19 protein-coding genes, 1 tRNA gene and 1 pseudogene are annotated in these 24443 nt (G+C 70.7%); 14 read left to right on the top strand and 7 right to left on the bottom strand.

The window, feature by feature from the left end; all coding sequences use genetic code 11:
- The first annotated feature begins 54 nt into the window (after window positions 1-54).
- Window positions 55-2085: an ATP-dependent helicase gene (locus ACX1D3_RS10280; protein WP_458996526.1), complete on the top strand. Its 2031-nt coding sequence runs from the start codon at window positions 55-57 to the stop codon at window positions 2083-2085.
- Here the strand turns inward: ACX1D3_RS10280 and ACX1D3_RS10285 are convergent.
- The 3 genes from ACX1D3_RS10285 to ACX1D3_RS10295 all read right to left on the bottom strand — a co-directional run bounded on the left by ACX1D3_RS10285 (window position 2076) and on the right by ACX1D3_RS10295 (window position 4520).
- Window positions 2076-2594, bottom strand: coding sequence for a hypothetical protein (locus tag ACX1D3_RS10285; protein WP_458993791.1), 519 nt, complete (start codon window positions 2592-2594; stop codon window positions 2076-2078). The two genes, ACX1D3_RS10280 and ACX1D3_RS10285, sit on opposite strands and share 10 nt — an antisense overlap.
- A gap of 219 nt (window positions 2595-2813) precedes the next feature.
- Window positions 2814-2975, bottom strand: coding sequence for a DUF5679 domain-containing protein (locus tag ACX1D3_RS10290; RefSeq protein ID WP_182784204.1), 162 nt, complete (start codon window positions 2973-2975; stop codon window positions 2814-2816).
- Window positions 2976-3179: 204 nt separating this feature from the next.
- Window positions 3180-4520, bottom strand: a complete 1341-nt coding sequence (locus ACX1D3_RS10295; RefSeq protein ID WP_458993792.1) for a zinc-dependent metalloprotease — start codon at window positions 4518-4520, stop codon at window positions 3180-3182.
- 105 nt (window positions 4521-4625) lie between these two features.
- On the opposite strand from ACX1D3_RS10295, the gene ACX1D3_RS10300 reads away from it, so the two are divergent.
- The 3 genes from ACX1D3_RS10300 to ACX1D3_RS10310 are packed head-to-tail and all read left to right on the top strand — an operon-like array spanning window position 4626 to window position 9050.
- Window positions 4626-5672, top strand: coding sequence for a YlbL family protein (locus ACX1D3_RS10300; RefSeq protein ID WP_458993793.1), 1047 nt, complete (start codon window positions 4626-4628; stop codon window positions 5670-5672).
- Window positions 5665-6183, top strand: a complete 519-nt coding sequence (locus tag ACX1D3_RS10305; protein ID WP_458993794.1) for a PPA1309 family protein — start codon at window positions 5665-5667, stop codon at window positions 6181-6183. The genes ACX1D3_RS10300 and ACX1D3_RS10305 overlap by 8 nt, the downstream gene beginning before the upstream one ends.
- Complete coding sequence (locus ACX1D3_RS10310; RefSeq protein WP_458993795.1) at window positions 6180-9050, top strand: UPF0182 family membrane protein; 2871 nt, start codon at window positions 6180-6182, stop codon at window positions 9048-9050. The genes ACX1D3_RS10305 and ACX1D3_RS10310 overlap by 4 nt, the downstream gene beginning before the upstream one ends.
- An 8-nt stretch (window positions 9051-9058) precedes the next feature.
- Here ACX1D3_RS10310 and ACX1D3_RS10315 read toward each other — a convergent pair whose 3' ends face one another.
- The 3 genes from ACX1D3_RS10315 to ACX1D3_RS10325 are packed head-to-tail and all read right to left on the bottom strand — an operon-like array spanning window position 9059 to window position 12274.
- The gene (locus ACX1D3_RS10315) at window positions 9059-10378 is read right to left on the bottom strand and encodes a M16 family metallopeptidase (protein ID WP_458993796.1); all 1320 of its coding nucleotides are present in this window, start codon (window positions 10376-10378) and stop codon (window positions 9059-9061) included.
- Window positions 10375-11649 (bottom strand): M16 family metallopeptidase, encoded by a 1275-nt coding sequence (locus ACX1D3_RS10320; protein ID WP_458993797.1) that lies wholly within the window; start codon window positions 11647-11649, stop codon window positions 10375-10377. The genes ACX1D3_RS10315 and ACX1D3_RS10320 overlap by 4 nt, the downstream gene beginning before the upstream one ends.
- Before the next feature lie 40 nt (window positions 11650-11689).
- Window positions 11690-12274: a DUF1349 domain-containing protein gene (locus ACX1D3_RS10325; protein ID WP_458993798.1), complete on the bottom strand. Its 585-nt coding sequence runs from the start codon at window positions 12272-12274 to the stop codon at window positions 11690-11692.
- A 50-nt stretch (window positions 12275-12324) separates the two neighbouring features.
- Here ACX1D3_RS10325 and ACX1D3_RS10330 point away from each other — a divergent pair, with 50 nt between their 5' ends.
- The 5 genes and pseudogenes from ACX1D3_RS10330 (at window position 12325) to ACX1D3_RS10350 (ending at window position 18276) form a co-directional block, all read left to right on the top strand.
- Window positions 12325-13326 (top strand): aldo/keto reductase family protein, encoded by a 1002-nt coding sequence (locus ACX1D3_RS10330; protein WP_458993799.1) that lies wholly within the window; start codon window positions 12325-12327, stop codon window positions 13324-13326.
- 71 nt (window positions 13327-13397) lie between these two features.
- Window positions 13398-13474 (top strand) — tRNA-Met (locus ACX1D3_RS10335).
- A 273-nt stretch (window positions 13475-13747) separates the two neighbouring features.
- Window positions 13748-15894 (top strand): annotated as a pseudogene (locus ACX1D3_RS10340) (RecQ family ATP-dependent DNA helicase).
- 98 nt (window positions 15895-15992) lie between these two features.
- On the top strand, window positions 15993-17144 hold the full coding sequence (locus tag ACX1D3_RS10345; RefSeq protein WP_458993800.1) for a baeRF3 domain-containing protein: 1152 nt from the start codon (window positions 15993-15995) through the stop codon (window positions 17142-17144).
- Between the two features lie 157 nt (window positions 17145-17301).
- Window positions 17302-18276: a LacI family DNA-binding transcriptional regulator gene (locus ACX1D3_RS10350; protein ID WP_458993801.1), complete on the top strand. Its 975-nt coding sequence runs from the start codon at window positions 17302-17304 to the stop codon at window positions 18274-18276.
- Between the two features lie 4 nt (window positions 18277-18280).
- Here the strand turns inward: ACX1D3_RS10350 and ACX1D3_RS10355 are convergent, their stop codons facing one another.
- Entirely contained in the window at window positions 18281-19447 is a 1167-nt protein-coding gene (locus tag ACX1D3_RS10355) for an FUSC family protein (protein ID WP_458993802.1), read from the bottom strand.
- A gap of 119 nt (window positions 19448-19566) precedes the next feature.
- Between ACX1D3_RS10355 and ACX1D3_RS10360 the strand changes: the two genes are divergently transcribed.
- Genes ACX1D3_RS10360 through ACX1D3_RS10380 form a run of 5 tightly spaced genes read left to right on the top strand, consistent with a single transcriptional unit; the run spans window position 19567 to window position 24434 of the window.
- On the top strand, window positions 19567-21069 hold the full coding sequence (locus ACX1D3_RS10360; RefSeq protein WP_458993803.1) for an ABC transporter substrate-binding protein: 1503 nt from the start codon (window positions 19567-19569) through the stop codon (window positions 21067-21069).
- Between the two features lie 5 nt (window positions 21070-21074).
- On the top strand, window positions 21075-22034 hold the full coding sequence (locus tag ACX1D3_RS10365; RefSeq protein WP_458993804.1) for an ABC transporter permease: 960 nt from the start codon (window positions 21075-21077) through the stop codon (window positions 22032-22034).
- Complete coding sequence (locus ACX1D3_RS10370; RefSeq protein WP_458993805.1) at window positions 22031-22840, top strand: ABC transporter permease; 810 nt, start codon at window positions 22031-22033, stop codon at window positions 22838-22840. Before ACX1D3_RS10365 ends, ACX1D3_RS10370 begins: the two co-directional genes overlap by 4 nt.
- On the top strand, window positions 22837-23664 hold the full coding sequence (locus tag ACX1D3_RS10375) for an ABC transporter ATP-binding protein (RefSeq protein ID WP_458993806.1): 828 nt from the start codon (window positions 22837-22839) through the stop codon (window positions 23662-23664). The genes ACX1D3_RS10370 and ACX1D3_RS10375 overlap by 4 nt, the downstream gene beginning before the upstream one ends.
- Window positions 23661-24434 (top strand): ABC transporter ATP-binding protein, encoded by a 774-nt coding sequence (locus tag ACX1D3_RS10380; RefSeq protein ID WP_458993807.1) that lies wholly within the window; start codon window positions 23661-23663, stop codon window positions 24432-24434. The genes ACX1D3_RS10375 and ACX1D3_RS10380 overlap by 4 nt, the downstream gene beginning before the upstream one ends.
- The last annotated feature ends 9 nt before the right edge of the window (window positions 24435-24443 follow it).

A 24443-nucleotide genomic window follows, 5' to 3' on the forward strand; every position in this document is an offset into this window, starting at 1 on the left:
AGAAACACCGCGACGGGTCTCCGGCTGGGAACTGTCGTGGAGGGCGGCCACAATGTGGGGGTGAGCGACCAGATTCTTGATGCCCTGGACCCGGAGCAGCGCCGCGTGGCCACGCTCCTGGACGCCCCGGTGGTGGTGCTCGCGGGCGCCGGCACCGGCAAGACCCGCGCCATCACGCATCGAATCGCCTACGCGGTCAGCCAGGGCCGGTACCAGCCGGCGGCCACGCTGGCGGTCACCTTCACCACCCGCGCGGCAGGGGAGATGCGCGCGCGCCTGGCCGCGCTGGGCGTCCGCGGGGCGCAGGCGCGCACCATCCACTCCGCCGCGCTCCGGCAGTGCCAGTTCTTCTGGCCGCAGGCGTACGGCGTGGCCTTTCCGCGCGTGGCGGAGAACACCTACGGGCTCGTGGCGCGTGCCGCGCACCAGGTGCTCGGCAAGTCCGAGCCGGCTCTGGTGCGCGACCTCGACAGCGAGATCTCCTGGGCCAAGACCAGCAACGTCTCCGCCGCCAGGTATCCGGAGGTGGCGGGTGGCCGCGCCGTCGCCGGGGCGTCGGCGGCCCAGGTGTCGGCCACGATGGCCCTGTACGAGAAGCAGAAGCTCACCGAGGGCAGCGTGGACTTCAACGACATCCTCATGTGCAACGCCGTCCTGCTGACCGAACACCCCGAGATCGGCGACACCATCCGGCAGACGTACCGTCACTTCGTCGTCGACGAGTACCAGGACGTGTCGGCGTTGCAGCACCGCCTGATCAGCCTGTGGGTGGACGGCCGTCCGGACGTGTGCGTCGTGGGGGACCCCAATCAGGCCATCCACTCCTTCGCGGGCGCGGACGCGTCGTATCTGCTGGGCTTCGCCTCGGGAGTCGACGGCGCCGAGACCGTCCGGCTGTTCCGCAACTACCGCTCCACTCCGGAGGTCCTCACCTCCGCCAACAAGGTCCTGAGGGTGCGGCCGGGTGGCCCTGGCGCGCTCACGCCCACCCGTCCCTCAGGGCCGAAGCCCACGTTCACCGGGCATCCGGACGAGGCCTCGGAGGCAGGAGCCGTCGCCCAGTGGCTCAAGGACGCGCACGCGGCGGGTACGCGCTGGTCCGAGCTGGCGGTCCTGTACCGCATCAACGCCCAGTCGCCCGCCCTCGAGGCGGCACTGAGCGAACGCGCCATCCCCTACTCGGTCCGAGGCACGGAGAAGTTCTACGACAGGGCAGAGGTGCGCCAGGCCATCGCAGAGTTCACCAGGCACGTGGAGCGGGGCGAGGGCGCGTCCGCCGTGGACGTGATGGATGCCGTCCTCGCCTCGTCGGGGTGGCGGCCGGAGGCGCCGGACGGCCAGGGGCGGCAACGGGAGAGATGGGAATCGCTCAGCGCACTTCGCGGCATGGTGATCGACGAGGCGGCGAGGCACGACGTATGGGCCGCGGGTGAGGCGGCCGACTGGCTGCGCGAGCGCTCCTCGTGGCAGGCGGCGCCGGTGGCCGACGCGGTGACCCTGTCCACTCTGCACGCCGCCAAGGGTCTCGAGTGGGACGCGGTGGCCGTCATCGGGGTCCGGGAAGGGCTGATTCCCTTCGTGCTGAGCCAGGAGGAGCCGGCCCTGTCGGAGGAGCGTCGGCTGCTCTACGTCGGGTTCACCAGGGCCAAGCGCGACCTGCGTGTCAGCTGGGCCGCGGGGAGGGGAGGCTCGACGCGGTCGCGGTTCATCGCGGACCAGGTGAGCGGGCCGGCATCTGTCGCCCGCCCGGCGAAGGAGAAGGCCACCACCGCCCGGTCACGCACCTGCAGGGTCTGCGGCGGGCACCTCCACACCGCCGCGGAACGCAAGCTCAGCAGGCACGAGGGCTGTGAGGTCAGCTACGACGAGGCCCTGTTCGAGGCGCTGAGAGCGTGGCGGCGGGCGGTGGCCGAGGAGGCGTCCGTGCCGGCCTTCGTCGTCTTCACCGACGCCACCCTCCAGGCGATCGCCGAGGCCGTCCCCCTGTCAGAGGCGGAGCTGCTGCGCCTGCCGGGCATCGGGAGGGTGAAGGCGGAGCGGTACGGAGGTGGCGCACTGGAGGTCATCCGCGGGCATCAGGGCTGAACGCAGCCCGGGGCTCGGCAGGCCGCGCGCTTCCCCCAGCCCACCACGCCCAGCCCCGGGGCCGACAGACGCCAGGTCCAGCCGACGGCCACCAGGTCCGTGCTGCCCCGGACGATGGCGTGCGCCTGGAGCGCGGCCAGGGAGCCCGCCCAGCCCACCAGCGCGCGGTGCGCGCCTCGTGTCTGGGGGCCCGGCAGGTGTCCATGGCCGAGGCACGCGGGGCAGGGGCCGTGCCCCGGGGCCACGAAGGGGCCCACCTGGGCCGATTCGGAGTCCCAGGCCACGTGCAGGACGCCCTGCCCGGCCTCGTAGATCTCCGACTCCAGCGTGGGGTGGGCGCCGGGCGGCCCCACGAGCAGCGTCAGGCTCGCGCCCAGGGTCGATCCTGGGGAGCGGAGTGCGGCCTCCGGCGTGATGGGGACCGCGTGAAGGTGCGCGCGGCGAAGAGCGATGGCGAGCGTGCGGGTGTCGAGGGGGTCGCCCACGACGGAGACCTGAACGGTGTGCATGGGCCCAGACTCGCGGGTCGGCTGCCCCGGAGGAACACCCTGGTGAAACCGGACAACACCTCGCGGCACACGGACAACACCGGTCTCGCCCGAACCACACCCGGAACTCCCGGACCGGCCTGGGCGTCAGTCGCGGCCGGTGTCGGGGCAGCGCAATGGGGCGGTGCACAGTGGCCACCGCCCCATTGAAATGCCCTCAGCGGGCACGGGTTACGCCGCTCAGGCCTTGCCGAGGATGCGGTTGAGGTTGGTCCCGCACTCGGGGCACTTGCCCTTGGCCATCTTGGTGCCCTTGGCATTGACCACGACCTCGCCCTTCGCGTCGCGCTTCTCCTTGCACTTCACGCAGTAGAACGAGCCTTCCCAGATCTCCGCAGTCATGTTTTCCTCCTTGTTCGGGGTGGTTGCCGATTTCAGCAACCGCGTTCACTCTAGGCGCCGCCCCGAGCGCTCACAACGAGACACACCGGCCGGACACGGTGGAGTCCCGGCCGCTCGCTCCGCCTTCCCCTGCGTAACGAGCCACCGGGACTCACCTGGGCAAGTTAAGCGCGGGCCGCTCCGCCGCGTCAAGGCATGCCCCGCTCAGGCCCCCGGCCCCTCGAGGAGCCGCCGCAGCTCTGCATCCATCTCGTCCTCCACCGGCTCGTCGGGGCGGGCTTCCCCGGCGGCGAAGGAGAGCGGGTCTGCGAGGTGCCCCGCGGTCGGCAGCAGGTCCGGGTGGCGCCACACGGCGTCGCGGCCCTCGGCGCCGCGGTGATGCTCGACGGCGGCCCAGAGGTTCTTCGCGTCACGCACCAGCCGCGGACGCAGGTCGAGGCCGAGCAACTCGGCGAAGACACTGGTCACCGGCGTGGCGGAGGCGCGGCGGCGGTGCAGGACCTCCTCCAGCTGCGGGGCGTTCGGCATCCAGGGCGCGGTTGCGCGGCCGACGACGTGGTCCACCCAGCCCTCCACCAGCGCCAGCAGGACCTCCAGGCGCTGCAGGATCTCGATCTGGGTGGGGGTGCTGGCGGGTTGGAAGAAGGATCCCCGCACGGACTCGCCGACCGCCACAACGTCCTCGATGGACAGGTTCTGCAGGTTCTCCGGCTGGAACTGGCTGGCGATCGCGTCGAAGTCGATGGTGATCTCCCGCGCGAAGTGCCCCAGTAGGGCACTCAGCTGCGGCGACAACCAGGCGACGTGATGGAACAGACGCTGCCTGGCAGCCTCGCGCAGGAGGAGGAACAGCGTGACGTCCCGCTCGCTGGCATCCAGGTCCTGCGTGAACCGTGCGACGTTGGCCGGGATGATGACAACGCCTGGCGAGCTGAGCAGATTGAACCCGATCTCGGTGCCCGTGAGGATGTCCCCGGCCACCCGGGCCAGCTCCCGCTTCAGGCGGTCACGGTAGATCAGCGATGCGGACTGCTTCATCATGGGGGCGAGGAGCCGCCCCATGGGTTCCAGCTCGCCACCCGCGTCGTCGACGGTCCCGCGCTTGAGCGCCTCCGCCAGCCCGTCGATGATGGGCTCGATGACAGCCCGCCAGCCGTCCCCGGTCTCGTCCAGCCACGCGGACCTGGTGATGGCCCGGGCGGGCCTCCCTGTCTCGGTGAAGGTGGTCTGGGGCGACAGCCAGGCCTGCGCGAGGCGCTCGGCGTCGACGACCGCAGCCTTCTCCTCGGCCCTGAGCTCGGGGTCCGCGCCCGCCTCGGACGCGAGTTGCTTGGCCGCGGTGAGGGTGGTCCGCCAGGCGGCCTCGGGATCCCGGTCGGCGTTGGTCATGCCGAACATCAGGCCCTGGCCGGACTGTTGCATCCGGGCCACCTGGGCGAGCAACTCCTCGAGATTGAGCTGGTCCGCGTCGCCAAGGCCCATCTGTTGCAGCATCTTGCGCAGCTGCTCGAAGTCGAACGATCCGAACGGGTCAGGGTTGGGCATTTACATGACCTCCTCGTGGACCATTCTTCCCCATGGTGCAAGCGCCGCGCGACCGCTTGTCGCCGCTTGCTAGGGTGAAGAGAAATCGTCAGAAGGGAGCGCTCGGTGTCGCGCAACGCGGTGGCCATCGTGTCCTCCCTCCTCTTCGTGTTCCTCGCCGCGCTGCTGGTGGTCATCCCTGTTCCCTACGTGGCATGGCGGCCAGGGCAGACGGTCGACGTGCTGGCCTCCACGGAGGCGGGCGCCCAGGTCATCCAGGTGTCCGGGCTCCCCACCTTCGAGACGACGGGGCAGTTGCTCATGACCACCGTGTCGACCACCCGCGTGGACTCGACACTCAGCCTTCCCGAGGCGGTCTTCGTCTTCATGGCAAACGACTCGGACGCCATGCCGCGCGACGTCATCTACCCTCCCGGAAAGTCGTCGTCGCAGGTGCAGAGCGAGGCGGTGGCGATGATGGACAAGTCCCGGATCAACGCCACGGTCGCGGCACTCCGGGCGGCCGGGGTGGCCGTCAGCGAGCTCCCGAGGGTGGAGAGCGTCGTCCTCTCCGGCCCCAGCGCAGACCGGCTGCAGCCTGGTGACCTCATCACGATGGTCGACGAGATCGAGATGAAGACCCGCGAGGACGTCATCGCCCAGGTGGCCACCCATGCCGTGGGAGACGTGGTGGTGTTCACGGTCCTGCGTGACGGGCAGGAGAGCATCGTGAGCGTCACCACGAGCGCCAGCAACACCGACTCGCGCCGTCCGGTGGTGGGCATCAGCCTCGACACGGGATTCCTCTACGCGCCGCAGGTGCAGTTCGGCGTGGATCAGAACGTCACGGGGCCCAGCGCGGGGCTGATCTTCGCGCTGGGGCTCTACGACCGGATCACCGAGGGAACGCTCATCGACGAGACGGTGGTGGCCGGCACCGGGGAGATCGACCCCAACGGGCGCGTCAGCCGGATAGGCGCGGTCCGCGAGAAGATCATGGGCGCCCAGCGCGACGGGGCCACCGTGTTCCTGGTGCCCGAGGACAACTGCGCAGACGTCGGGAACCTGGACACGGACGTGCAGCTGGTGCGCGTCGGGACACTCAAGGACGCGATCGCAGCGCTCCAACTCAACCACGAAGGAAAGACCGCGGAGGTGCCCACCTGTGGCTGATTCGTCGAAGCTGATCGCCTGTCTCATGGACGTGGAGAGACACGTCTCCTCGTCAGGCTGGGACCAGCCGGCCCGCCTCTTCGCGCTGGTCACCACCCGGACGCTCCTGGAGGTCGAACCGCAACTGCGGGGCCGGGTGCCGGAGGCCACCCCGGACGCGCTGACGGCGATCGAACAGGATGAGTTCCACGCCACCGAGGATGTTGTCGAGCGCCTGCGTGGGATCTTCTGGCCGGACACCGTCGAGGGTTGCGCCCTGGCGATGGAGCGCGCCTTCCTCCCGCCGGAACACGAGGCGGCACTGCCAGAAGACCCCGACGAGGCGGCCCGCTTCGTGGCCGCGCACCCGGAGAGGGCCGACGTGCGCATCGTCGTCGGCGTGCTCAGGGACGGGACGCGTCATGGATTGGCGCGGCTGGTGACCAACCCCGAGGATCTGCTGGGAGCCGAGGATCTCATCCCCGGCCTGGCGGACGCCTTGGCAGACACGTTCAGGAGTGATGAGGCGTGAGCGCCAACACCGCAAACCCCGAGGCCCCCACCGGACGGGGGCCCCTGCTCTGGACGGTGATCATCGCGGGCGGACTGCTGCTCGTGGCGGTGATCGCCTCCAGGACGCTCACGGACTACCTGTGGTTCCGCAGCATCAACTTCCAGACGGTGTTCACCACACAGCTCGCGGCCCGGCTGGGGCTGTTCGTCGTGTTCGGTTCGCTGCTGTTCGCGCTCGTCTTCTTCAACATGGTGATCGCCTACCGGCTGCGGCCCAAGGTGCGCAGGGCCAACCTGGACTCCGAGTTCCTCATCCAGCTGCGTGACGCCCTGGACCGCAGGTCCAAGGTCCTCATGGCCATCCCCTCCGTGGTGGTGGGCATCCTCGGCGGCATGGCCGCCTCCGGGATGACGGATGTGTTCCTGGCGTGGTGGCATGCCACCCCGTTCAACTGGGCGGACCCGTACTTCGGCCTTGACGCCGGCTACTACGTCTTCACGCAGCCGTGGTTGCGGTTCGTCGTCGGGTACCTGCTGTTCGCGATGATCGCCGGGGCGTTCGCCGCCCTGGCGGTCCACTTCATGACAGGGGCCCTCAACTCCTCGGCGCTGCGGGGACGCGGCAACACGGCGGCAGGGGTGGGCGCGCAGCGGCACCTGTCGATCCTCCTGGGCCTCATCATGCTGCTGATCGCGGCGAACACGATGCTGGACCGGTTCGGGCTCAGCATCACCCCCAACAAGAACTTCACGGGCCTGGGCTACACGGACTTCACCACCCGGGTGCCCGTGGCCGCCATCATCGCCACCATCTGCGTCATCGTGGCCATCCTGGCGTTCGTCAACGCGTGGAAGATCCGGTGGAGCGTGCCCGGGGCCTCCATCGCGCTGCTGGTGGTCTCAACCCTCCTCCTGGCCATGCTCTACCCGTGGATCGTGCAGAGCTTCGAGGTCACCCCCGATGAGGAGGAGAAGGAACGCCCCTACATCGCCAACAACCTCACGGCCACGCGCTACGCCTACGGCATCGAGGACGTGGAGATCGAGGACTACGAGGCCACCACCACGGCCTCGGCCGGTCAGCTCCGCCAGGACGCCGAGGCGCTCCCGGCCATCCGGCTCATCGACCCCACCGTCGTCCCGGCCGCCTTCGAGCAGCTTCAGCAGGTGCGCGGCTACTACAGCTTCCCGGAGACGCTCGACATCGACCGCTACGTGATCGACGGCAAGGCCACGGACTCCGTGGTCGCGGTGCGCGAGCTGGACCTGAACTCCGTGGAGTCGGGCGACACCTGGAACAACCGCCGCACCGTGTACACACACGGCTATGGGATGGTGGCCGCCTACGGCAACCAGCGCGAGGCCAACGGCGAGCCGGTGTTCTTCTCGGGTGGAATCCCCACCGTGGGGACGCTCCCCGAGCACGAGCCACGCATCTACTTCGGCGAGCAGACCGACTACTACGTGGTCGTCGGCTCCCCGGAGGGCCAGGATCCGGTCGAGCTGGACACGCCGTCGGGCGGCGAGGGCCGCACCGAGTCGCTGTACACCTACACGGGGGAGGGCGGCGTCGACATCGGCAACCCGCTGGTCCGCGCGGCCTTCGCCGTGCGCTTCGGCGACATCAACCTGATGCTGTCGGACCGCGTCAACGACGAGTCACGGCTCATGCACGACCGGGTGCCGGTGCAGCGCGTCCAGGAGGCCGCTCCGTGGCTGACCCTGGACTCGGACCCGTTCCCGAGCGTGGTCGACGGCCGGATCGTCTGGATCATCGACGCGTACACCACCACCGACAGCTTCCCCAACTCCACCAACAGCGACTGGACGCAGGCCATCTCGGACTCCCGGACCGCGGCCGACAGGCTGCTCATGGGCCAGCAGGTCAACTACGTGCGCAACTCGGTCAAGGCCACCGTCGACGCCTACGACGGCACGGTGACGCTGTACGAGTGGGACGAGAACGACCCCATCCTGCAGACCTGGGAGAAGGTCTATCCCGGCGTCATCACGCCCAAGTCCGAGATCTCCCAGGAGCTCCTGGAGCACCTCCGGTACCCGCAGGACCTCTTCAAGGCCCAGCGCGAGATCCTCGGCCGCTACCACACCACCAGCCCCAACACCTGGTACCGCCAGACCGACATCTGGCAGGTGCCCAACGACCCCGTCCGGGCAGGGCAGCAGGGCCTCAAGGAGCCCCCGTACTTCCTCACCATCCGCTGGCCGGGCGACGACTCGCCGCACTTCGCCAACACCACCGTGTTCGTGCCGAAGGACCGCGAGAACCTCAGCGTGTACATGTCCGTCAACGCGGATGCCACCACCGAGGACTACGGGCGGATGAGGGTGCTCAAGCTGTCGGATGCCAAGCAGATCGCAGGCCCGGGACAGACCTACAACTTCATCGCGACCAATCCGCTGGTGGCGGACAAGCTGTTGCCCTTCAACCGTCAGGGTGCCTCCGCATCCGCGATCTACGGCAACCTGCTCACCCTGCCCCTGGGCGGCGGCCTGCTGTACGTGCAGCCGATCTCCACCCAGACGACGGGGACCACGGGCGCCTATCCCGCGCTGCGGTTCATCGTGGTGCGCTTCGGGGAACAGATCGGCATCGGCGAGACGCTCCAGTCAGCCCTTGACCAGGTGTTCCAGGGCGATGCCGGCGCCGACACCGGGGAACAGCCCACGGACGTGGCCCCCGTCGACCCGGAGGCGCCGTCGGTGCCCGAGGACGCTCAGGTGCGGGCGCGCAACTTCCTGGACGAGGCGCAGGCCCTGTTCGAGGCGGCCGACCAGGCGCTCCGCGACGGGGACCTGGCGGACTACCAGGCCAAGGTCCGGGCGGCCGAGGCCAAGATCGCCGAGGCGGCGGAGGCCCTCGGCTGATCAGCCGGTCAGCCGCGGAGGTCGACGACCTCCGCGGCCAGGCCGACGCCCGCGAGGGCCGGGACCAGGGCGGCCGCGTCGCCCATCACCGCGACACTCAGGCTTTCAGGCGTGACCACGGTGCGGAAGGCGTCCGTGGCGTCCGCCGGGGTGACTGCGGCCAGGTGGGCGAAGTGGTCGTTCATGAACCCCGGCTCGAGCCCCGCCGCGGCGAGTGCCGAGGCCTGCGCGACGATGTCTGCGGAGGTCTCGTTCGCCAGGGGAGCCACGCCGATGAGGTAGCGGCGGGCGTCGTCGATCTCCGCGTCGCCGAAGGGCGCACGCAGGGCGAGCCCCTCGAGGAGCCGGGCCACCGCGTCTGCCGCGACCTCGGTGCGCACGCTGCCGCCCACGGTGAACATCCCCTCGTCGGTGCCCGGGGAGAACCCTCCGCTGATGCCGTAGGTATAGCCGAGGCGCTCGCGCAGCTCGAGGTTGAGCCGGCTCGCGAACGCCCCTGCCACAGCCTGGCCGGCGAGGCGTAGCGCCGCCCACCGTGGATCCAGCCGCGACACGGTGCGTCTCCCGGCCACGATGGTGGCCTGCACCGCGTCCGGCTGATCGACGACGACGATCCGGGGCGGGCGCTCCGGAGCCGCGACGGGGGACGCGGGCACCGGTGACGGCGCGGCCCACGAAGCCATCGCCTTGAGGGCCTCGGCGGCGTGCGAGCCGGCGATCAGCAGGGTGGCGCCCACCGGCGAGAAATGGGTGCGGTGCCAGCGCCGCACGTCGTCGGGACCGATCGCGGTGAGCGTCTCCGGGGTGCCCGCGGCGGGGCGGCCGTCACGGTGCCCGGCCCCGAACAGCTCCCGGCGCAGCGCCAGGCGGACGGCCGACGAGGGGGAGGCGAGCTTGGAGTCGTACCCGGCCACCTGCGCCTCGACGTGGTGCGCGACATCACGCTCGTCGAACGCCGGCTCGGTGAGGACCTCGGTGAAGAGCGGGAGGACCGAGGCCAACCTGCGGGAGGGCGCCTGTCCGCCCAGGGTGGTGTAACGCTGGCGTGCGGTGCCGTGCAGCGTCGCGCCCTGGTGTTCCAGGAGCTCGCCGATGGCGCCGTCGGGGTGGCTGAGGGTGCCCTCGTCGACGGCGTGCAGGGCGACGGTGGCCACGCCCTCGCGGTCGGCCGGCTCGCCGGACAGTGGCGCCTTGAGGACCACCTCGAACGTCGCGATGTGCTGCCCTGGCAGGTCGAAGTGCCACACCGTCAGCCCGGACGCGAGCGTGCCGACGGAGGGGGTGGGGAACAGCCAGGGAGCACCCAGCGTGACCTCGGGGCGGCTCATCGGTTCTCCTCGGCCTTGTAGTGGAGTTGGTGTGCCACCGTGGGCGCGAGCCACCGTCTGGCGGCTGCGGCGACGTCGTCGGGTGTGACCGCCAGCACGTCCGACAGGTGCGTGTTGACCTCGTGCGGCGAGCCGTGGATCAGCCACGCCTCGTTGATCGCGTCCGCGCGGCCGCTCGTCGTGGCCAGCTCCCACAGCCAGTCCCGCTCGTACTGGGCCACGGCGCGGGCGAGCTCGTCCTCATTGGGGCCGCGCTCGGCCAGGCCTGCGACCCCCTCAAGGATGGCGTCCGACATGGCCGCGAGGGACACGCCCTCGGCCGGTCGTCCCAGGATCGTGGCGATCGAGTCCGCCGACCGGTGGGTGAGGGAGGCGCTGTGTACCTCGTGGGCGATGTCGCCGTGCCGCACCAGCGAGCGGTGGAGGCGCGAGGTATGACCGTCTGCCAGCACCGCGAGCGCCAGGTCGATCGCCGGCTGGTCCGGGTGCGCGGCCGGGGGGGTGGTCCACGAGAGGTACGCCAGCGAGTGCGGCACGGTCCGCGTGACCTCCACGGTTGAGGGGCCGGGCGACCGCGTCTCCCGCATCGGCCCCCGTGCCGGACCGGGCCGCGCGGGAAGGCCGCCGAAGTAGCGCTGCGCGAGCTCGAGGCCTTCGTCCCCCGAGACAGGGCCGCACAGCACCAGCCGGATGTTGCCGGCGCGGTACCAGGCGTCGAAGAAGGCCGCGACATCGGCCAGCGAGGCGTCGTCGAGGTCCTCCATGGAGCCGATCGTCAGGTGTCCGTACGGGTGATCGGGGGCGAAGTGCTGCGCGGTGAGCAACTCGAGCAGGTCCCCGTAGGGCTGGTTGTCGTAGCGCTGCCGCTTCTCCTCCTTCACGACCTGACGTTGGGCCCCGAAGTTCTCGGGCGTGATGGCCAGCGACGCGAACCGGTCCGCCTCCATCCACAGCGCCAGGTCCAGCGCGCCCCTGGGGACGGTCTCGAAGTAGTTGGTGCGATCGGTGGAGGTGGTGGCGTTGACCGTGCCGCCCAGCGACTCGATGGTGGCCATGTGCTCGCCGCTGGCCACCTGTCCGGAGCCTTGGAACATCAGGTGCTCGAACAGATGGGCGAACCCCGTCCGGCCGGGCGCCTCGTCGGCGGACCCGACCTCCACCCACAGGTTCACCGCGACACCGGGCGCCCCGGCATCGGGTGCGACCACCACCTGAAGCCCGTTGTCGAGGCGGTCCTGGGTGAGCTCGTAGTGCAGGGCGGCCTGGGTCATGCGCGCAAGGCTAGCCGACGGCGGGCAGCGGGACCCCGGCTCAGTGGAGGGCCTCGTCGGCCGGCCCTGCGGTCCACTCGTGGAACCGCACCACGAGGCCCGACCGGGTCGGGGCACACGTGAACGGCCCGGCCGCGGCGCGGGCGTCGACGGGGAAGGGCGCGACCCGCACGAGCCCGAGGGGCTCGCCGTCGAGCCCGGCCCTGATCGTCAGGGCGTCCCCCGAGCGCGACACCCGGACCCGCACGCGACGGCCGAGCCACGCGTCCACGGGCGCCACCGACCAGTCCGAGACCGGGTTGGTCACCACGGCGCCCAGCTGGGGGTGCCCGTCGGCGAACTCGACGCCGGCCTTGACCCAGCAGTCCGCGGCCGCGACCACGAACAGGCCGGCCTGGTCGAACTGCTCGGAGTAGTCGGCGGTGAAGACCACCTCCATCGCCGTTCCCGTCTGGAACGGAGCCACGAGGGCGTGCTCGGTGTCGTGGACGAATCCGTAGGACGTGACCCGCCACGCGTCGGAGCCCTCGGCGGCGGTCACCACGAGGTCCGTGCCCTCCTCGTGGGAGTCGTCGGGCGGCGTCGTCCAGGTCCCGGAGGCCCAGTGCAGTGGTGTGCTCTTCACGTGGGTCGACGCTACCGCGTGGCCTGGACCGGGGGAGTAGGTTCTGGTGCATGAAGTATCGCTATCTGGGTAATTCCGGCCTGAAGATCACCGAACTGACCTACGGCAACTGGCTCACGCACGGCTCGCAGGTGGAGGCCGACACCGCGACCGCGTGCGTGCGGGCCGCCCTCGACCACGGCATCACCTCGTTCGACACCGCCGACGTGTACGCGAACACGGCCGCCGAGGTGGTCCTGGGCGAGGCTCTGAAGGGCGAGCGCCGCGAGTCGCTGGAGATCTTCACCAAGGTCTACTGGCCCGTGGGCCCGAAGGGCGCCAACGACGTCGGTCTCTCGCGCAAGCACATCATGGAAGGCATCAACGGGTCGCTGAAGCGGCTCCAGATGGACTACGTGGACCTCTATCAGGCCCACCGCTACGACGTGGAGACCCCGCTCGAGGAGACCATGACGGCCTTCGCCGACGTGGTCCGTCAGGGCAAGGCGCTCTACATCGGCGTCTCCGAGTGGCCCGCCGACAAGATCCGTGAGGCGGCGCGCTACGCCAAGGAGCTGAAGATCCCGTTCGTCTCCAACCAGCCGCAGTACTCGATGCTGTGGCGCGTGATCGAGGAGCAGGTGGTGCCGGCGTCGCAGGAGGTGGGCGTCTCCCAGATCGTGTGGTCGCCCATCGCGCAGGGCGTGCTCACCGGGAAGTACAAGCCGGGTCAGCCCGCTCCCGAGGGGTCGCGTGCAACCGACACCAAGGGCGGCCAGGGCATGATCAGCCGCTGGATGCGCGACGACGTGCTCACCAAGGTGCAGGGCCTGCGCGCCATCGCCGACGAGGTGGACCTCACCATGGCCCAGCTCGCGGTGGCGTGGGTGCTGCAGAACGACAACGTCGCCGCCGCGATCATCGGGGCCTCGCGTCCCGAGCAGATCGCCGAGAACGTCAAGGCGAGCGGCGTCGAGATCCCCACGGACCTCATGGAGCGCATCGATCAGGTGCTGAGCGGCATTGTCGAGCGCGACCCGGCCAAGACGACGGTCCCCGAGGGTCGCCCCTGACCCGTGCCCCCGTCGCTCGATCGTCCTCGATTTGGATTGTCCGCGGGCAGTCCCTATAGTTGTCAGAGCGACGCGGGGTGGAGCAGCTCGGTAGCTCGCTGGGCTCATAACCCAGAGGTCACAGGTTCAAATCCTGTCCCCGCTACCACACAGGAACTCCCGTCCAGCCACGGCTGGGCGGGAGTTCTTCCATGTTCACCGCAGGTCGGCCGGCCTGGGCGCGTCGGTCGATCGCTGTGATGAGGGAATGTCAGCGCGTGGTGGCAGGGTGGTGGACATGATGACCCACGCCTGGTTGGACGAGCCGCCACCGGACCCGGAGACCCTGCCGCCGGACGACTTCGACGAGCAGTGGCTGTGGGAGCCCTCCGTTCCCGCCGGCCTTCAGCCCGCCGTCGCGGCCCCGGCCTCCGCCCCGGCGGTGCAGCGCGGGGCGGCCGGTCTCCGCGACGAGGCCGTGGAGATCCTGAGGGCGCTCACCGGGAGTTCCGACGCCGACTTCCACACCGGCCAGTTCGAGGCGATCGAGGCGCTCGTGGCGGATCATCGCCGCGCGCTGGTGGTGCAGCGCACGGGTTGGGGCAAGTCCGCGGTCTACTTCATCACGGCGCTGCTCCAGCGCAGGGCCGGATCGGGGCCCGCCCTGATCGTCTCGCCCCTGCTGGCGCTCATGCGGGATCAGGTCGCGGCCGCCGAGAGGGCCGGCGTGCGCGCAGCGGCCATCAACTCGGCCAACGTCACCGAGTGGTCCGAGATCGAGCAGGCGCTCGACGCCGACCGGGTGGACGTGCTCTTCGTGTCGCCTGAACGCCTGGTCAACCCGGTGTTCAGGGCGGAGCAGCTCCCGCGGCTGGTGCAGTCCTGCGGCCTTCTGGTCATCGACGAGGCGCACTGCATCTCGGACTGGGGGCACGACTTCAGGCCCGACTACCGGCGCATCCGCGACCTCATCTCGGAACTCCCCGAGGGTGTGCCCGTCCTGGCGACCACCGCCACGGCCAACTCCCGCGTCGTCGACGACGTGGCCGAACAGATGGCGGCGGGCGGTCATGAGGTGTTCACCCTGCGCGGCGCCCTGGCGCGCGACTCGCTGCGGCTCGGCGTCCTCGATCTCGGCACCCCCTGGCGCCGCCTGGCCTGGCTCAGCGAGCATCTCGGGGCGCTGCCGGGCAGCGGCATCGTCTACTGCCTCACCGTCGCCGCGGCGGAGGATACGGCCGCATTGCTGGCGAAGGCCGGCCACCGGGTCCTGCCCTACACGGGCCGCACCGATCCGGCGGAGCGACTGGTCGCCGAGGAGGCGCTGAAGCGCAATGAGGTCAAGGCACTGATCGCCACGTCCGCGCTGGGGATGGGCTTCGACAAGCCCGACCTCGGGTTCGTCGTCCACCTGGGGGCCCCGAGCTCACCGGTGGCGTACTACCAGCAGGTCGGCCGGGCCGGCCGCGCCACCGAGAGCGCCGACGTCCTGTTGCTGCCGGGCGCGGAGGATCAGGCCATCTGGCACTACTTCGCCACCAACGCGATGCCGACCCAGCGCAAGGCCGATGCGGCACTCGAGGCCCTCGCCGGGGCCGACCGCCCCTTGTCGGTGGCCGCACTGGAGGCCCGCGTCGACATCAGGCGGGGTCCGCTCGAGCTGCTCCTCAAGGTGCTGGCGGTCGACGGCGCGGTGAGATCGGTGCAGGGCGGGTGGGTCTCGACGGGTGCCCCGTGGACCTACGACGCCGACCGCTACGGCCGGATCGCCGCCGCCCGGCTCCACGAGCAGCGCGCGATGCTCGCCTACGAGCAACTCGACCAGTGCCGCATGGCGTTCCTGACCGCCGAGCTGGACGACCCGCATACCGCCGCCTGCGGCCGGTGCGACGCCTGTGCGGGCCCCTGGTACCCGACCGAGGTGACGTTGACGGCGGGCCAGGACGCGCAGTCGGCACTGGACCGCGTGGGCGTCCCGCTCGCCCCACGTGCGTTGTGGCCGAGCGGCCTGGACAGCCTGGGCGTCCGGGTCGACGGTCGCCCGGTCCGGGGCAAGATCCCGCCCGAGCAGCTGCTCGCCGCCGGGCGTGCGGTCGCACGGCTCTCGGACCTGGGGTGGGGCGGGCCGCTGCGTGAACTGTTCGCCTCCGATCGGGACGGAAACCCGGTCGACGCCGAGGTGCCTCCCGAACTGGGGAGGGCCTGCCTCCGGGTCCTGCGGGAGTGGGAGTGGGACGCCCGTCCGGTCGCGGTCGCGTGGGTGCCGAGCCTCGGACGCCCACGCCTGGTGGAGTCGCTCGCCACCGGCATCGCGACCGCCGGGCGCCTGGAACTGCTGGGTCCCCTCGGCCTGAGCCCCAGTGCGGACCGTCTGAGGGGTTCGACCAACAGCGCGTTCCGCGTTCGAGACGTCTGGGATCGATTCACCGTGCCCCCGGACATGCGGCCCGCCTGACGCGTCTCGACGGACCGGTCCTCCTGGTGGACGACCTCGTCGACTCCCGCTGGACCATCACCGTCGCGGGGCGGATCCTGTTGCTGGCCGGGGCCGCGGCCGTGCTCCCGTTCGCGCTCGGTTCGGCCGGGTGAGCCCTGCGCCCAAGCTCCGCAGGTGAACTTGTGAAGGCCCGGACGGAGCCCGGTCAGTCGTCGTAGGCTGGAGTGATCCCACCGATGGAGGAGGATCCATGGACCTACTGAACCGCTCGGACATCCAGGCTCTCGCTGCCTCAGAGGTCAAGGGGCCGCATGTGTCGCTGATGCTGCCCACCCACCGCTTCGGAGCCGGCATCCAAGCGGATCAGGTGGTGTGGAAGAACCTCGTCACCGGGGCCGAGGCCCTGCTCCTGCAGGACCTGCGGCGCGCAGACGTCGATGCGCTCCTGGCTCCCGCCCGCGAACTCCTCAACAACAACTTCGCCTGGCAGTTCATGAGCGACGGCCTGGCCATGTTCCTCACCTCCGAAGGGTCGCAGATGGTGCGGATCCCCGCGTCGCTGCCCACGCTCGCTGCGGTGGGTGACCACTTCGTGACTGGCCCACTCATGCGGCTGCTGTCCGGCGACGCGCACTTCCTTCTTCTGGCCATCAGTCAGGGCTCCGTGCGCCTGATGGACGGCACCCGTCACACCGTCCGCCAGATCGAGCTCGACGACGTGCCCACCAGCCTGGCAGACGTGGTGGAGCCGAGCGGCCGCTCGGACTCCATGGCGCGGACCCTCAACGCGGGTCGCGGCGGCAGAGCCGTGTTCTACGGCCACGGCGTGGGCGCCGACGAGGCGAAGCGCGACGACGTCCTCCGCTTCTTCCGCGAGGTGGAGGCAGGCCTCCGCGAGGTGCTGGCCGGCCAGAGCGCGCCGCTTCTCCTCGTGGGGCTGGAGCAGAACGTGGCCGCCTACCGGGAGGTCAACACCTACGCGGGGGTGCTCGACGAGGCGGTCCACCGCAGCCCCGACGAGCTGTCCGCGGACGCGCTGCACGAGGTGGCCTGGCCGCTCATCGAGGGCCGGCTGCGCGCCGAACGGACCCGCCTCATCGAGCGGTTCCGCGCGCTCCTCGCCACGGGCGGCCAGGTGTCCACCGACGCCGACGCGGTCAGCGATGCCGCGGAGCAGGGACGCGTGGACACGCTGTTCATGCGTGCGGACCCCTGGTGCTGGGAGCGGGTGCTCGACGGTGGCGAACCCGCCGTGGTGAGGCTGGGCACCGACGACCGCTACGCGATGTGCGAGCAGGTGGAGGCGGCCGCCGTCGCCACCCTCACGAACGGGGGCATGGTCCACGCCACCTCGGAGGAAGTGGTGCCTGACAGCGAGCTCGCGGCCATTCTGCGCTACTGACATACCCGCCCGGCCCGAGACCTCCCCGGCGCGCCTGGGGCCGTGGCGACGTGCCACGCGGGCGGTGTCAGAACGATAACGATTCGGCCGAGTCCGTTGACACCCGCTTCCTGACGGCGACAGCATTGCGGCACCTTGAACGATCAACGGAGGCCCGATGAAGAAGCCGACGCTCGCCAGCCTGGCCGCGGAACTCAAGGTTTCGCGTCAGACCATCTCGAACGTCATCAACTTCCCGGACCGGGTGCGGGTGGAGACCCGGGCGCGCGTCCAGGCCGCCATCGACCGGTCAGGCTACCGCCCGTCGGTGGCGGCGAGGGCGCTGCGCAACCAGCGGGCCATGGCGCTCGGCATCCGGCTCAGCCCCCCGCGCAACGGCATCTCTGGGGCCTTCATGGACGGGTTGCTACGTGAGGTGGTCATGGCCGCCGACAAGCGCGGCTACCGGGTCGTCGTGTTTCCCGCCTCCGACAGAGACGAGGAGGTCGAGCGGCTGGTCGAGCTGCGCGCCAGCCTCGCCATCGACGCCGGGATCATCACCGACACCTGGACCGGCGACCAACGTCCAGACCAGCTCGCGGAGGAGGGCGTGACGTTCGTCGCCTTCGGCAGGCCGTGGGCGGGTCCGGACCACGAGGCATGGGTGGACGTCGACGGACGGTGGGGCGCGGGGGAGGCGGCCCGGTTCCTGCTCCGGCGCGGCCACGCGCGGATCGGGTTCATCGGCTGGTCGGACGGCTCGCCGGTGGGCGCGGACCGGCGGGCGGGCTGGCAGGAGGCGCTGGGCCTGACCGACGACGAGGCGGCCCTGCTCACAGTGGAGGGCGAGGATTCCGTCGACGCAGGCGGCGCGGGGATGGGGGAGCTGCTGGCACGGGGCGCCACGGCCGCCGTCTGCGCCTCAGATGCGCTCGCGCTGGGCGCGTTCATCCACAACACCGGGGTGACCAGGCCCGACGTGGTGGGCTTCGATGACACCCCGGTGGCGCGTGCCATCGGGCTGCCCAGCCTGCGGCAACCCGTCGACGAGCTGGCCCGGATCGTGCTCGACAAGGTGCTCGCCCAGCTGGCGGGGACCGACGAGACCGGCGGGGAGCTCGTGAGGCCCGTCCTCGAGACCCGCGGACACTGACCGGTCAGTCCATGTCCGGCACGGCGTCGCGCGCGTCGGTGTAGTCCTCGCCGCACAGTTCCATCAGGTCCACCAGCATCGAGCGGACCTGGGCGAGCACCACCGTCGACGACAACCTCGGCAGGATCGGCACGTGCGCCGACCGCTCGGCCAGGTCGCGCAGCGCGCCGAGCTTCGCCGTCGGAAGGCGCCGGGCGAACAGCTCCGCCGCGCACTCGTCGATCACCTGAGCGAACTCGATGAGCAGGTCCAGGTACTCTCCGGGCACCGTCTCCCCGCGGTAGGTGGCCACCGCGCATCGCCGCGCCAGCACGCGCAGGTTGCGGATGAATCTGTCCAGCGGGACCACCAGATCCGAGACCTGCAGCGCCGTGTCGCGGTGCCGCCGAAGGAACGGCGAGGTGCGCACCACGGCCATCCCCTCCTGCGCCGCGGACAGCAGCTCCGCGAGCTCGGCCTCCGTCGCCCGGGCGCGCTCCAGCGTCTGCTCGGCCTCGTCGACGTCCCCCGTGCGCAGGGCCCCCACCATCGCCCGCACAGTCAGGGCGGCCTCGTGCAGCACCTTCGCCGCGATGATCCTCGGCCGGTCGATCGGCGAGGTGGGCGCCACCGTCGCAAACAACAGGGCCACCGCGCAGCCCACCAGGGCGTCCTGCCAGCGCGAGATCCCAGCGTCGACCCCAGGGAGCACCGTGAGTACCGCGGCGGCCTGCACCGCGGACTGCGTCACCATCAGGGTCCTCGCGCCCAGCCAGGTGGTGATCGACATCGCCATGGCCACCACCAGGACGATCTGCCAGACCCCCGTGCCGAAGAAGTGGACGAACACGTCTCCGACGAACACGCCGATCGTGACTCCGACGGCGACCTCGACGACGCGCCCGAGCCGCTGGCCGAACGAGAACCCCAGGCAGATGATGGCCGCGACCGTGGCGAGGAACGGCTCCTCGTGGCCCAGCAGGCGCCTCGCGATCCACCACGACACCCCGGCCGCCAGGGCGATCTGCATGATCATGAACAGCCGCGACCGCCACCGCCCCACGCGTCGCTGCTGCGACCGCCACCCCCGCCGCGCCGTGCGCTCGGACAGGTCGAACGCCTGCACCGAGGCCCGCTGCAGCGCCCGCCCGGTGTCGTGCCACGAGAAGCCGTGCCGTTCCTCCTCCGCCATGGCGCCTATCCTGCCCGGTTCCTCCGCGCTACGCCGCGCGCGAATCCACACGGCGCCCGGTGTGCCCGGCGGTAGACTGACCCCGCCGTTGCCCGTTGCCGGAAGGGAACACGAAGAACATGCGCCGAGCCCGCACCCTGGGGATCGTGGTGGCCCTCCTCCTGTCTGTGGTGCTCAGCGCCTGCACCCGGCCGCCGGCGGTCGAGGAACAGGTCAGCACGTTGAACATCGGAGCCACCGGTGAGCCCGCCGGCCTGGACATGATCACCGTCTCGGGCGCCGGCACGCCGTTCGTGCTGCTGTACAACGTGTACGAGACGCTGGTGAAGCTCGACGGCGAGGGCACCATCCGTCCGCTGCTGGCGTCCGAGTGGCGCACGTCCGAGGACAACACCGTCTACACCTTCACCATCGACCAGGGTGCACGCTTCGCCTCCGGCACCGACGTGACCGCCGAGGCCGTCGTGCAGAGCTTCGAGCGGAACCGAGGTGAGTCGGCCACGGACCAGATCAAGGGCAAGTGGGCGCTCGTGGAGACCATTGAGGCCACCGACGAGGACACCGTCGAGGTCACGCTCAGCCAGCCGTCGAATCAATGGCTCTACGAGATGACGGGCCCTGCGGGCATCGTCACCGACCCCACCGGCGCCGCGAACCTCGACACGGCCCCGGCCGGATCCGGGCCGTTCCAGTTCGTGAAGTGGGAAGAGGGCTCCTATGTGGAGCTCAAGGCGAACGACAGCTACTGGGCCACGCCCACCCGCTTCGACTCGGTCTTCTTCCGCTACTACGCGGACCCCAACGCCATGAACACGGCCATGCTGGCCGGCCAGCTGGACATCGTGTCCAACCTGACGGTGCCGCAGGCCATCGGTCAGTTCGCCGACGAGGAGCGCTTCACGGTCCACGAGGGCACCACCGACGGCGAGGTGGTGCTGGGCTTCAACCACCGCACCGCTGCCCTGCAGGACCTCAAGGTGCGCCAGGCCATCAACCACGCCATCGACCGTCAGGCGCTGGTCGACGCCGTCTGGGGCGGCAAGGGCACCCTCATCGGCTCCATGGTGCCGCCCACGGATCCCTGGTTCGAGGACCTCTCGGACACCTACGTGTACGACCAGGCCAAGGCGCGGGAACTGCTCGCCGAGGCCGGCTTCGCCACCGGGCTGACGCTGCGCCTCCGGGTGCCGAACCTGCCCTACGGCCCGCCCGCCGGGCGCTTCATCGCGGCCAAGCTCAAGGAGGTGGGGATCACCGTCGTGCTCGACGAGCTGGAGTTCCCCGCCCGCTGGCTGGATCTGGTCTACACGGCCCACGACTACGACATGACCATCGTGGCCCACGTCGAGCCCAGGGACCTCGGGGCGTTCGCGAACCCGGACTACTACTGGGGCTACGACAACCCCGAGTTCCAGGCCCTGATCGCGGAGGCCGACGCGGGGACGCCGGAGGAGCAGGTGGCCAAGCTCAAGGAGGCAGCGCGGATCCTCGCCGACGACGCGGCGGCGGACTGGCTCTTCCTCCTGCCCAACCTCATCATCACCACACCGGAGATCTCCGGCATCCAGGCCAACCAGATCAGCCTCGCCTTCGACCTCACCACGATCGCCGCCAGGAGCTGACCCACATGGCCCTTCGCCGGGTGGGCGTGCGGGTGGCCTGGCTGCTCGCGAGCCTCCTGCTGGCGTCCCTGCTGATCTTCGCCGCCACAAACGCCCTCCCCGGGGACATCGCCCAGGTCATCCTCGGGACCAACGCCTCGCCCGGCGAGGCGGAGCGGCTCCGCGCCGAACTCGGGCTGGACCGCCCCTTCCTCACGCGCTACCTGGAGTGGCTGTGGGGCGCCGTCCGCTTCGACTTCGGGGTCTCGTACATCAGCCGGCGCCCCATCGCGCCGCTCATCGCCGCCAGGCTCGAGGTCTCGGCCTGGCTGATCTTCTTCGGCATGATCGTGGCCATCCTCATCGCGCTCCCGGTGGGTGCCTACGCGGCGATGCGCCGTCGACACCTCGACGGGGTCGCCGTCTCCGCCCTGTCCCAGGTTGGCCTGGCCGTGCCCGCGTTCTGGGCGGGCATCTGGCTCGTCGTCATCTTCGCCGTGCAGCTGCGGTGGCTGCCGGCCGGCGGCTACGTGTCCTACTGGGACTCGGTGGGGGACTGGGCCACCCACCTCATCCTTCCCGTGGCCTCACTGGCCATCGTCCAGGCCAGCGTCATCTCCCGCTACGTGCGCAGCTCGGTGCTCGAGGTGCTCCACGAGGACTACTTCCGCACCGCCCGCGCCGTCGGCTGGTCGCGGACGGGGGCGTTGTGGCGCCACGGCGTCCGCAACACCGCCATCTCGCTCCTGACCGTCATAGGGCTGCAGCTCGCCACGCTGCTGGTGGGGGCCATCATCATCGAGCAGGTGTTCGCGCTGCCCGGGCTTGGCTCGTCCCTGCTGCTGGCGGTGTCCCAACGCGACCTTGGCGTGGTCCAGGCCATCGTCCTGCTCCTGGTCTGGGCGGTGCTGTCCATCAACTTCCTCATCGACATCGCCTATCAGTTCATCGACCCGCGGCTGCGTCGAAGCGGCGAGGCGCCATGAGGCACGCGACGCTCTACGCCGGCGCCGCCCTGATCAGCGGCGTGGTCCTGATGGCGGTGGTCGGCCTGTTCTGGACCCCGTTCCCGCCCGACGCGGTGGTCTCCGCACCGCTGCAACCCCCCGGCGCGCCCTACCTGCTGGGCACCGACGGCCTCGGCGGGGACATCGCGTCGCGCCTGATCAGCGGCGCGCGGATCTGCCTCATGGTGGGCATCGTCTCGGTGGGGGTCGCGGCGGCACTCGGCGTGCCGCTGGGCATCCTCGCGGGCATGGTGCGTGGCTGGGCGGGGGAGATCCCCGCGCGCCTGGCCGACATCCTCTACGGGTTCCCCGCGCTGCTCCTGGCGATCCTCTTCGCGGCGGCGCTCGGAGGATCCACCTGGACGGCGATGATGGCCATCGCGCTGGCGTCGATCCCCGCCTTCGTGCGCATCGCGCGCGCGGCCACCCTTCAGGTGATGAGCCAGGGCTACGTCGAGGCGGCGAGGCTCAGCGGCACGCCCCACCTCGCCGTCGCCTGGCGTCACGTGCTCCCCAACATCGCCCCCGTCCTGGGCGTCCAGGTCTCGGTCAGCATCGGCATCGCGATCCTCGCCGAGGCGGGGCTGTCCTACCTCGGCCTCGGATCGGGGCCCGAGGCGCCGACGTGGGGACGGATGCTCCGCGACGCCCAGGGATACATCTTCAACGCGCCCCTCATCGCGCTGTGGCCGGGCCTCGCCATCGCCGTGACCACGATGGGCTTCAACCTTCTCGGCGACGGCCTGCGAGACGTGCTCGACCCGAGGCTGAGGGAGATCAGATGAGCCACCTCGAGGTCGAGGACCTCCGCGTCACCTTCGGCAGCCGGCAGAAGGCCGCGCTCCGGGGGATCAGCTTCACGGTCGGTGAGCGGGAGCGGCTGGGGATCATCGGACAGTCCGGGTCGGGCAAGTCCGTGACGGCGCTGGCGATCATGGGGCTCCTGCCGGCGCACGCGCAGGTCACCGGCAGCATCCGGCTGGACGGCAGGGAGCTCGTCGGGCTGCCGGAGAGGGAGCTGCGCAGGCTCCGTGGAGACGAGGTCTCGATGATCTTCCAGGAGCCGATGACCGCGCTGGACCCCACCATGAAGGTGGGCCGCCAGGTGGGCGAGGTGGTGGCGCTCCACCACGGTGAGCGTCGCGGGAGCATCCACGACGAGGTGCTCAGCTGGCTGGGCCGCGTCGGGATCGCGGAGCCGCAGCGGATCGCGGGCTCCTATCCCCACGAGCTCTCCGGCGGACAGCGGCAGCGCGCGCTGATCGCCATGGCGCTGGCCAACCGCCCGGGGCTGGTGCTGTGCGACGAGCCCACCACCGCGCTGGACGTGCTCGTCCAGCGCCAGATTCTCCAGCTGCTGGCGGACGAGCTGGCGGACAGGGCGGCCGTCTTCGTGTCCCACGACCTCGCCGTGGTCCGCCAGGTGTGCCAGGTGGTGGCCGTGATGCTGGACGGTGAGATCGTCGAGCAGGGCCCCATCGACGAGGTCGTCGCCGACCCACGCCATCCCTACACCCAGGGCCTGATCGCCTCCGCGCGCGTCGACCGGGTCCCTCCCGGCCAGCCCCTGCCTAGCGTGGCCGACTTCTATCCGGGAGTCCCCGCATGAGCCTGGTCGAGCTGCGCGAGGCGGAAGTCACCTACCGCAGGGCAGGCACCGAGTTCGTCGCCCTCCACGGCGTGAACCTGACGGTGGAGAGGGGGGAGCGGCTCGGCATCGTCGGCGGCTCCGGCTCCGGCAAGACCACCATCGCGCGCCTGATGCTCGGGCTGCAGGCCCCGTCCCGAGGTGACGTGATCGTCGACGGCCGCTCCATCGTCGGGCTGCGGGAGAGGGAGCGGGGCTTCCTGCGGGCGGCCGCCTCCATGGTGTTCCAGGACCCCAACTCGTCCCTCAATCCCCGGATGCGGCTGGCCGACATCGTCTCCGAACCGCTGCGCTCCCCGGTCCTGCGGGGGCGCGGGGACGTCCCGCACCCGACACGAGAGGTCATCACGGGCGCCCTGCTCGGCGTCGGCCTCGCCGAGGAGATGATGGACCGGTTCCCGCACCAGCTCTCGGGTGGGCAGCGGCAGCGGGTCGCCATCGCGCGGGCCCTCATCAGCGACCCGACCCTGCTGGTGGCCGACGAGCCGGTCTCAGCGCTCGACGTGTCCGTGCGGGCCCAGGTGCTCAACCTGCTCATGGCGGAGGTGGCGGAGCGCTCGTTGACGCTCGTGCTGGTGTCGCACGACCTCGCGATCGTGCGGCACATGTGCGAGCGGGTGGTGGTGGTCAACGCTGGGCGCATCGTCGAGCAGGGCGCCGTCGGCGACGTCCTCGGCTCGCCCCGGCACCCCTACACGGCCGCCCTCGTGGACGCGACCCTCACCCTCTGACCAGCGCCT

The organism is Tessaracoccus yangjingae, from assembly GCF_054483935.1.